This window comes from Chamaesiphon sp., assembly GCF_041737865.1.
GTDB lineage: Bacteria > Cyanobacteriota > Cyanobacteriia > Cyanobacteriales > Chamaesiphonaceae > Chamaesiphon.
Genome location: NZ_JBGSQZ010000206.1, coordinates 1 through 9,248 on the forward strand (window position 1 = coordinate 1; position 9,248 = coordinate 9,248).

The following is a 9,248-nucleotide window of genomic DNA, read 5'->3' on the forward strand; positions in this document are numbered from 1 at the left end:
GGTCGGGTAACTGTCATTGTCCGTGGTGATGTCTCTGAGGTACAAGCTTCCGTATCCGCAGGTGTGGAATCCGTTAAGCGCGTCAATGGTGGTGAAGTTCTTTCCACACACATCATTGCTCGTCCCCACGAGAACCTAGAGTACGTCTTACCAATGAACTACACCGAAGATGTAGAAAAGTTCCGCGTCTAATCAAAGTTAATTAAACATCGATCGAGTTAGAAAATTTAGGAGTCATTGAGAATGTCTATTGCAGTTGGGATGATTGAAACATTGGGCTTTCCCGCAGTTGTTGAAGCTGCTGACGCTATGGTCAAAGCCGCACGAGTCACACTAGTTGGCTATGAGAAAATCGGTAGTGGTCGGGTAACTGTAATCGTTCGTGGTGACGTTTCGGAAGTACAAGCTTCTGTATCGGCAGGTGTAGAATCTGTCAAACGCGTTAATGGCGGACAAGTACTGTCTACTCATATCATCGCTCGTCCTCATGAAAACCTAGAGTACGTTCTACCTATGAACTACACCGAAGACGTCGAGAAATTCCGCGACAGTCTCAATGGTCCAGGGCCATTGGCAATGGGCGGCAGACGTTCTTAGGCTAAATGAAGTTAGCTAGAGTGCTGGGTACTGTGGTCAGTACCCACAAAGAACCGAGTTTAACCGGAACCAAGTTTTTGCTCGTGCAAATGCTTGATGCCGCAGGTAACGATTTACCAGAATATGAAGTTGCCGCCGACTGTGTGGGAGCTGGTTTAACAGAAGTAGTTTTGGTAAGTCGCGGCAGTGCTGCCCGTCAAGTATCCAACAAAGATCGCTATCCGGTCGATGCGCTGATTGTGGCGATCGTCGATACAGTAGCAGTGGGAAATGACTTGACATACAGCAAACGAGATGAAAGATAAGAAATTATTATAATGAATCGCTCCTAAGTGAACTCCACACTGAGGAGATCGGCTGTATCTAGTCTGTTGAGACTAATTTAAACTCATAATTTATTGATGATTTAACCGGAACCTAAGATATGAGTAATATTAGTGATGGCGTTCGCCAACAAATTCGTCGTTTATTGAGCCAAGGGCACCGCGTGGGCGTAGAGTACGCCAATGCTCGCAGGTTCCGCACTGGTTCGTGGCAGAGTGCGACGATCGCCCAAGGTGGCGAAAGTACCGTATTGGCTAGCATTACTGCCGTTCTAAACGAGCATCAAGGCGAATACGTGCAACTATTGGGTGTAGATCCACACTCCCGCACGCGCACATTGGAACTGATGATTCAACGTCCCGATGGTGCTGTCACCGATGTCAGCCATGCGGGTGTGACTGGACGGGTACCTGCGGCTGCTAGCAATGGCAAATCAGCGAGTGCTGGTAGTAATACCGCTCACTCAGTCAAACAACTGCTAAATCAGGGTTATCGGATTGGGACAGAATTCGCTGATGCTCGTCGCTTTCGCGCTAGCTCTTGGACTAGTGGCCCATCCTACCAAGGTACCCGTGAAGGCGAAGCAGTCGCCATGTTAAACGAGCTAATCGCCGCTCATGAGGGCGACTATGTTCGCTTGATTGGCATCGATCCTCAGGCTCGGAAGCGGGTGATGGAAGTGATGATTCACAAACCAGGTGAACCAGCCACACTCAACTTTAGCGGTGGTAGTAGCCAAAGCGGTTCATATAGCAGTAAAGCTGCGAGTGTTGGTGGCAACGTTAAAACCTCCCTCAGTCCTGAAATAGTTGCATCTGTGCGCCGTCTCCTAGAAAACAGCTATCAAATCGGTACCGAACACGCCGATCTGCGTCGTTTTCGGAGTAGCTCTTGGCATACCTGCAAACCAGTATCCGCCACTAGACTCCAAGACGCGATCGCTCAATTAGAAACTTGTCTGACAGATCACCAAGGTGAATACGTGCGGTTGATTGGCATCGATAGCCAAGCCAGACGACGCGTTCACGAGGAAATCATTCAACGTCCCTAACGGTAACACAACCAGCGATCGGCAAAAAGTTACCAGCAAACAGTTGCGCTAATCCTCCCTTACTCTTACGCCTCTGTTGTTAAAGGCTGGGATTATTTTCCCGTCTGAGACAAAAGAGCGATCGAGCAATGCCGATTTCTGTTTTCCGTTCCCTGAGCAATCTTCATGCTAACTAAGTTTCGCTCATTATCCAGGGAGGTAGTTCCCGTCCATCTCGATGGAAATGTCTCGATCGATCCGAGTGCAGCAATCGCGCCTGGAGTATTGCTTCAAGCCGAGCCAAACAGTCGGATTACGATCGGGGCTGGGGTATGTATCGGTGCGGGGACGATCCTTCACGCATCGGGCGGCGATTTAGATATTGGGGCTGGGGTTTGTGTGGGTAGAGGGGTGCTGATAATCGGGAGTGGGAAGATCGATCGAAATACTTGTATTGGTGCTGGATCGACTATTTTCGATCCGCAGATCGACGAAGGCTCGGTCATTCCTACTCACTCAGTGGTGGGAGATCGCAGTCGAGGCGAGGTATCTGTCGTCATCGATCCTCCCGCACCTACTCCGGTTGTGCCCGATCCTTCAGAAACGGCTGATGTCTGGGATAGTACCAATGCCTGGGATACCCCAGCGGTACCTCCAGTTGTGGAGACTCCTCCCGCACCTACTCCTCCCAAAACAGAAGAGCTGCTGACAGTCACGATCGAGATTGAGAAACAATCCGTCAAATCTGTGGCTGGACGCGCCAACTTCGATCGACTCAAACGCCACCTTTTTCCTAATGGTTGAACATGACTACACTAGTACCACCTCAACTCCAATCGACCAAAATTACGATCGTGTTGAACGGTAAAGGTGGTGTAGGCAAAACCACAACAGCAATCAATCTGGCTGCCATTTTTGCTGAAGATCGCCGTGTGCTGCTAGTTGATGCCGATCCGCAAGGCTCGGCGAGTTGGTGGGTGAAACAATCTGAAGGTCGAGATTTGGGCTTTGAGACAACTGTACTCACCGATCTGACAGGTGTAAATCGTCAACAGTGGGCACACTATGACATTGTTGTTGTAGATATGCCGCCAGCACTCGATTCTGTTGCTTTAGCGGCGATTATGCCGATCGCTGATTACCTCGTATTACCCACCCCACCCGCGCCCATGGATCTTGCCGCATTGATTCGCACAGTCAGACAGGTGGTAATTCCCTCCCAGATTGCCCACCGCGTTTTACTGACTAAGGTCAATTCTCGCGGTTTGAGAGAAGCTCAAGAAGCACAACAAACCTTATTGCAGTGTCAAATTCCGGTTTATTATACAGTAATTCGGAATTTGAAAATTCACGAACGTGCTGCAATGGCGGGGTTGCCCATCAGTCAGTACAAGAGTCAGGCAGCCGCACCCGCAGCCGCTGACTACCGCTGTGTCGTCAATGAAATCTGGAAAGATTGGAGCCAAATATGACTGTTAGAAAAAAATCATCGTCAGCATCTGATGTGTTACGGCAAGAAATGCAGCAACCATTGGTTATTCCCGAACGGATTGTCCCAGCTAGCGATCGAAATAACCATCCCGAGCCAAATCCAACTACTACAAATACTAATATGAATCCACCTAACGACGATACCGCGACCATCGCTCAACTCAAAGCCGCTCAAGAAAAAGAATCAAAGCTTCAGCAGCAACAATTCGAGGCATTGACAAAAGAACTGAAAGATGCTAAAGAAATGATTGTCAAATTGGCAGAACAGGGACAAGCTCCGGCTAAGGGCAAAACCTCAGCTATGGTCAAAAAAGATACTAGCCGATCCAATGCTTCGATTACCGCTCGACCTACTGAGTCTCGCGAGGAAACAGCCCGTCGCCGTGCCAACACTGATATCGGTTGGTTGGACTAATTTTTAGGAGCTACCGACGAGAACAGTTATCGATCGTAAAGGAGTAGATATTTAATGGCTAAAGATCGCAGTTCTCGTCAGGCAGTTGGCACGATCGAAACCGATGGATTTCCGCCAGTTTTAGCCGCTGCTGATGCAATGCTCAAAGCTGGAAATGTCACATTGGTTTACTATGGTTTGGCGGAACGGGCTGAGTTTATCATCGCTGTGCGGGGCAATGTCTCCGCCGTCGAACAAGCTGTCGCGGCTGGTGTCATTGCAGGTGAAGCTACCAAACGTGGTGCTGTAGTCAGTCACTACATCATCCCCAATCCACCGGAAAATGTCGAGAGTGTCTTGCCAATTCACTACACAGCAGCATCCAGAGAGTTTTGGGTGTAAATACGGGTGCCGCTCGTAGCCAAACCTGTCAATCGCAACCAACAATACTACCAAAAAGCCGGATAGAGCCTGACTGCCTTAGCCTTTGTCACAAAGGCGAGAAGGGATATAAATCACAGCGGACTCAGCCGTAATATCAACTATCAATTATCAACTGTCTTGATTCGCTAAACCCTCGGGGAACCCGAGGAGCGCGAATCGCTATCAACTATTACCAGGAGTATATTTTTCATGGCTGATTCTATGAGTTCTCAACAGGCGGTTGGATCGATCGAAACTAAAGGCTTTCCCTCGGTCTTAGCTGCTGCTGATGCGATGCTCAAAGCCGGACGCGTCACTCTGGTGGGCTATCTGAGAGCTGGTAGTGCGAGATTTACCGTCAACGTCCGTGGCGATGTGTCAGAAGTCAAACAGGCAATGGCAGCAGGCATCGAGGTAGTGGAAAAAGTGTATGGCGGTACATTAGAATCTTGGGTGATCATCCCGCGCCCACATCCTAACGTTGAGCGAATTCTGCCAATTGGTTATACTGAAGAGGTCGAAGAATTTCGCGCTCAAGTAGAAGGTAGAGTTAGCTAGCACCTAAAGAGCAGCAAACATTTACATTTCAACTTTAGCCGATCGATCGGGTTGTCGATGTTCCGCAGTAAGAGGCACACGGGCACGACAATCGACTAGTACACACAATTACCCTTGGGGGCAACTCCACATCCAGCCATGTCCGACATTCATGCTGAAAGTGCTATCGGGTTAATATCCACTCGTAGCTTTCCGGCGATGGTGGGAACGGCAGATATGATGCTAAAATCTGCTGCTGTTCATTTGGTGGGTTATGAAAAAATTGGCAATGGCTATTGTACTGCGGTGATTCGCGGTCGGTTTCCCGATGTGAGACTAGCTGTCGCCGCAGGTGCAGAAGTCGCCGCTCAGATGGATGAATTGGTTTACCAATCAGTGATTTCTCGTCCTTTTCCCAATCTCGATGCTGTCCTCCCGATTAGCGATCGATTCTTAGCACAGATTGTCGGCAAGAGCAAGCTCAAAAATTTAGCCATCGGATTGCTAGAAACTCGCGGCTTCCCGCCGATGGTAGGGGCGATGGATGCGATGCTCAAAACCGCCGATATCCATGTTTCTGGGTATGAAAAAACTGGGGCGGGCTTTTGTACGGCGATTATTCGGGGGACAGTCTCCAATGTGACGATGGCTCTAGATGTCGGAATGTCAGTCGCCGAAAGGATCGGTGAATTACGATCGATCATGGTGATTCCTAGACCGTTAGAAGATCTGGAACGGACTATTCCCACCGCCAGCTATTGGATCGAACAAGCACTAGTCATCCCAGAACAACCTCTAGTATTACCGCTCCGACTGCCTCAAGTTGTCAATGCACCAATGGTAGAAGTGGAAACCGTTGAAGTTGAAGTCGTCGAAGTGGAAGTATTGAAATCAAATGAAGGCTTTGAATCGATCGATCGTCGATCGTGATATCATCTGCTCTTGCCGCGATCTGTCGCGATTGTTTTGATTCGATCGTCCGATCCTCACATCCAGCCGCAATCCATCGCGATCGATCGACGTGATGGCGATGATAACCCAAGTTCGATCGATCGAGCGCACCCTAATCGAGACAGTAGGTAAAGGATACCAATATTGGATCGTAGAAGATACCAACATTGGACGATAGAATTGAGTTAAGCTAGTAGAACTAGAACGATTGAGTTAATCATGATAGGCACTAACCCTGACGCTCTAAATCCCGCGCTCACCAACTTAGAACAACCGTCAATTCATACATTGACAAAAGTTCAATCTCACGGCGTATTGTTAGTCTTGCAAGAGCCAGATTTAATTGTATTGCAAGTGAGTGATAATACGGTGGCAACATTTGGGATCGCCCCAAATCGGCTGCTCGGACAGCCACTGGAGCATATCTTAGATGTTTTTCAGGTAGAAAAGTTTCGAGCGGATTTGAAAGACAAAAATTTCGATCGCAGCAATTATAGTAAGGTATGGGTGCAGAAGTCTACAGATAATTACAGTATATTTGATGCTGTTTTCCATCGGAGTCCAGACGGTACGCTCATTTTAGAATTGGAACCAACGCACAAAGACGAGCATATTCCCTTTCTCAGCTTTTATCATTTAGCTAAAACATCGATTCTTCAGGGGCGAGACTATACCAACGATCGATTAACTGCCAATTTAACCGCTTTTGGGCGAAATGTGGTGGCTCAAGTCCGCGAGATGACTGGATTCGATCGAGTGTTGCTCTACAAGTTCGATGAGGATGGACATGGCGAAGTCCTCGCAGAGGATAAAGTTGCCCAGATGGAATCCTATTTAGGGTTACATTTCCCCGCATCGGACATTCCCCCGCCAGCGCGGGAGATGTTTCTCGCCAACCAGATTCGGGTGATACCTGATACTCACGAACAATCGGTGGACATGCTTCCGGCTCAACATCCGCTGACGGGTGTACCTACCGATCTGACGCTGGCAAATCTCCGCAGTGCGGCTCCCTGCCATACCGAGTTCCTGCACAATATGGGGGTTGGGGCATCTTTGACGATTTCGCTGATTAAAGATGGACAATTGTGGGGGATTATTGCTTGTCATCATCAGATACCCAAGCCAATATCTTATGAATTGCGGAAAGCTTGCGAACTGCTGGGACAAGTAATTTTTGCCGAGATTTCGACGATCGAAAATATTGTAGACTCCAACTATCGATCGAAATTAGCACACGATCTGGCGATTGCGATCGATCGAATGTCCCAATCTAAGAATTTTATTGATGGTCTAATGGGCTACGAGCCAAATTTATTAGATCTGTTCAATGCTGAGGGCGCAGCCATTTATTTTGGCGGTAAATGGACGACAATCGGAAAAACTCCACTACCCGCAGAACTCGATGACTTGGTGCAATGGTTGAATACCAATGTGCAAGATGAAGTATTCTCGACAGACTCGCTCGCCGCACTAGATCCATCTGCCGAGCGGTTCAAAGATGTTGCCAGTGGGTTGTTATCGATTTACCTCTCACCGCAGAGCTATATCTTGTGCTTCCGTCCTGAAGCCCTGCGCGCGGTTAATTGGGGCGGAGATCCGCATCATCCGTTCCAAGTAGTCGAAACCGCTGGCGATTTGTCCCTGTCTCCCCGCACATCTTTCCAATTGTGGCAAGAAACAGTCCGGCTGCATTCTCTGCTCTGGAAAGCTGTCGAAATTGAATCAGCGGTAGAACTCCGCAGCGCAATTGTCAAGATCGTCCTGCGTCAAGCCGAAGAATTGGCTCTAATCGCCACCGATTTAGTCCGCTCGAACGACGACCTCAAGAAGTTTGCCTACGTCGCATCGCACGATCTCCAAGAACCCCTGCATCAGGTAGCCAGTTATGTCAAACTCCTAGAAACTCGCTATGGCAACAAACTCGATCGAGATGCCAAAGAGTTCATCGGCTTGGCAGTCGAGGGCGTAAGCTTGATGCAGACCCTCATTGATGATGTCCTCGTCTACTCCAAGTTAGACCAACAGGGGATCGAATGGGAACCAACCGATGTCGGCATCGCCTTAGATCGCGCTCTGAGCCACTTGCGCGGGCAAATTCGCCAAACAGGGGCGATCGTCACAACCGACCCGATGCCGACGATTTTAGCCAACAGTACGCAGTTAAGCCAGCTCTTCCAGAACCTGATTGGGAATGCGATTAAATTCAGCAAACCGGAGACAGTCCCTCAAGTGCATGTTTCCGCTCTCCAACGGGAAAATGACTGGTTATTTGCCGTTCGCGCTGATGGTATCGGTATCGATCCCAAGTTTTTCGATCGGATCTTTGTGATTTTCCAACGTTTACATACCCGCGATGAATACCCAGGTACAGGCATCGGGTTGACCCTGTGTAAAAAAATTGTCGAGTGCCATCATGGTAAAATTTGGGTGGATTCAGAACTCGGACAAGGAGCTACCTTTTCGTTTACAATCCCGTTTAAGAGTGCGATCTAATAAGTTGCTGTTGCCGCAAAGTCGGATGCTACGATTCACAAAGTTGGATAGTCGCGATCGAAATATTCAAGTCTGTTTAAGTCGATGCAGAGATCTACCCAAATAGACTTGTACATTGCACCTAAAGGGGAGGGAAACTCGATCCTTCACCTTTCTAAGGGAAGTAAATCGACCCAAACCGTATCTAAAGGATAAATAAATGCTTGGTAATTTACCGAAATTTTCCGCAGAAAAAGCCACGCCAACGATATTTGCGCCTAAAAGAGCAACACTCGAACACCCGAATATTCAAGTGTTGCTAATTGAGGATAATATAGCTGAAGCGCGGCTATTTAAGGAAATTCTTCAGGATGCCTGGGTAACCGAGTTCGGTTTAGTTCATTTCCAGCGGTTGGGGGAAGCAATTATCGGCCTCAAATCCACTCGATTTGATATCGCGCTCCTCGATTTGACATTGCCTGATAGTGATGGGTTGGAATCTTTAGATGCACTGATCCACCATGCCCCTGGTTTACCGATCGTGGTATTAACCAATACCAGTGATGATGACTTAGCCCTTGAGGCAGTACGACATGGTGCTCAGGATTATTTAGTCAAACGGCAAGTTACGATCGATGTATTGGTGCGCTCGATCGGATATGCGATCGAGCGCAAAGCCTTATCCGAAGCCCTCCGCGAAATCAATGAAACCTTAGAATTGCGGGTAGAAGAACGCACCGCCGCCGTCGAAGCCATCAATGAATCACTCAATCAGGAAATCGAGTCGCGAGAAAATATTCAAAACCGCTTGGAACTAGCTCAACAGGCAGCTAAACTCGGTACATTTGAATGGGACATTGAATCAGATCGCGTCACCTGGTCGATCGAATTGGAAACCCTATATGGGGTTGCACCAGGTAGTTTTGGCAACAGCAACACCAACTGGCTAGCAACTATTCATCCCGAAGATCGCCCCAAGATCCGCACAGAATTAAATGAGTGGCGAACCATCGCCAAAGGCGATGG

Annotated in this window: 13 protein-coding genes; 12 read left to right on the forward strand and 1 reads right to left on the reverse strand. The window is 48.4% G+C overall.

What is annotated here, in order from left to right:
* The 10 genes from ACEW9J_RS15410 to ACEW9J_RS15455 form a co-directional block, all read left to right on the forward strand.
* The coding region (locus ACEW9J_RS15410) for a BMC domain-containing protein (RefSeq protein ID WP_373545999.1) at positions 1-192 on the forward strand (192 nt) is incomplete at its 5' end.
* Positions 193-243: 51 nt separating this feature from the next.
* On the forward strand, positions 244-597 hold the full coding sequence (locus ACEW9J_RS15415; RefSeq protein ID WP_373546000.1) for a carbon dioxide-concentrating mechanism protein CcmK: 354 nt from the start codon (positions 244-246) through the stop codon (positions 595-597).
* Between the two features lie 5 nt (positions 598-602).
* Positions 603-902, forward strand: coding sequence for a EutN/CcmL family microcompartment protein (locus ACEW9J_RS15420; protein WP_373546001.1), 300 nt, complete (start codon positions 603-605; stop codon positions 900-902).
* A gap of 119 nt (positions 903-1,021) precedes the next feature.
* Entirely contained in the window at positions 1,022-1,972 is a 951-nt protein-coding gene (locus ACEW9J_RS15425) for a ribulose bisphosphate carboxylase small subunit (protein ID WP_373546002.1), read from the forward strand.
* Between the two features lie 165 nt (positions 1,973-2,137).
* On the forward strand, positions 2,138-2,755 hold the full coding sequence (locus tag ACEW9J_RS15430) for a transferase (protein WP_373546003.1): 618 nt from the start codon (positions 2,138-2,140) through the stop codon (positions 2,753-2,755).
* Positions 2,756-2,757: 2 nt separating this feature from the next.
* A complete protein-coding gene (locus ACEW9J_RS15435; RefSeq protein ID WP_373546004.1) occupies positions 2,758-3,423 on the forward strand; it encodes a ParA family protein in 666 nt (221 codons plus the stop codon).
* Positions 3,420-3,857 carry a hypothetical protein gene (locus tag ACEW9J_RS15440; protein ID WP_373546005.1) on the forward strand — a complete coding sequence of 146 codons (438 nt, stop codon included), beginning with the start codon at positions 3,420-3,422 and terminating at the stop codon, positions 3,855-3,857. The genes ACEW9J_RS15435 and ACEW9J_RS15440 overlap by 4 nt, the downstream gene beginning before the upstream one ends.
* A 54-nt stretch (positions 3,858-3,911) precedes the next feature.
* A complete protein-coding gene (locus ACEW9J_RS15445; RefSeq protein WP_373546006.1) occupies positions 3,912-4,238 on the forward strand; it encodes a carbon dioxide-concentrating mechanism protein CcmK in 327 nt (108 codons plus the stop codon).
* A 231-nt stretch (positions 4,239-4,469) separates the two neighbouring features.
* Positions 4,470-4,817: a carbon dioxide-concentrating mechanism protein CcmK gene (locus ACEW9J_RS15450; protein WP_373546007.1), complete on the forward strand. Its 348-nt coding sequence runs from the start codon at positions 4,470-4,472 to the stop codon at positions 4,815-4,817.
* Positions 4,818-4,955: 138 nt separating this feature from the next.
* Positions 4,956-5,726: a BMC domain-containing protein gene (locus ACEW9J_RS15455; RefSeq protein ID WP_373546008.1), complete on the forward strand. Its 771-nt coding sequence runs from the start codon at positions 4,956-4,958 to the stop codon at positions 5,724-5,726.
* On the opposite strand, the gene ACEW9J_RS15460 is transcribed toward ACEW9J_RS15455, so the two are convergent.
* A complete protein-coding gene (locus ACEW9J_RS15460; RefSeq protein ID WP_373546009.1) occupies positions 5,688-5,915 on the reverse strand; it encodes a hypothetical protein in 228 nt (75 codons plus the stop codon). The genes ACEW9J_RS15455 and ACEW9J_RS15460 overlap by 39 nt on opposite strands.
* A 51-nt stretch (positions 5,916-5,966) precedes the next feature.
* Here ACEW9J_RS15460 and ACEW9J_RS15465 point away from each other — a divergent pair, with 51 nt between their 5' ends.
* Positions 5,967-8,243 carry an ATP-binding protein gene (locus tag ACEW9J_RS15465; RefSeq protein WP_373546010.1) on the forward strand — a complete coding sequence of 759 codons (2,277 nt, stop codon included), beginning with the start codon at positions 5,967-5,969 and terminating at the stop codon, positions 8,241-8,243.
* Between the two features lie 199 nt (positions 8,244-8,442).
* On the forward strand, positions 8,443-9,248 hold an 806-nt coding region (locus tag ACEW9J_RS15470; RefSeq protein ID WP_373546011.1), incomplete at its 3' end, for a response regulator.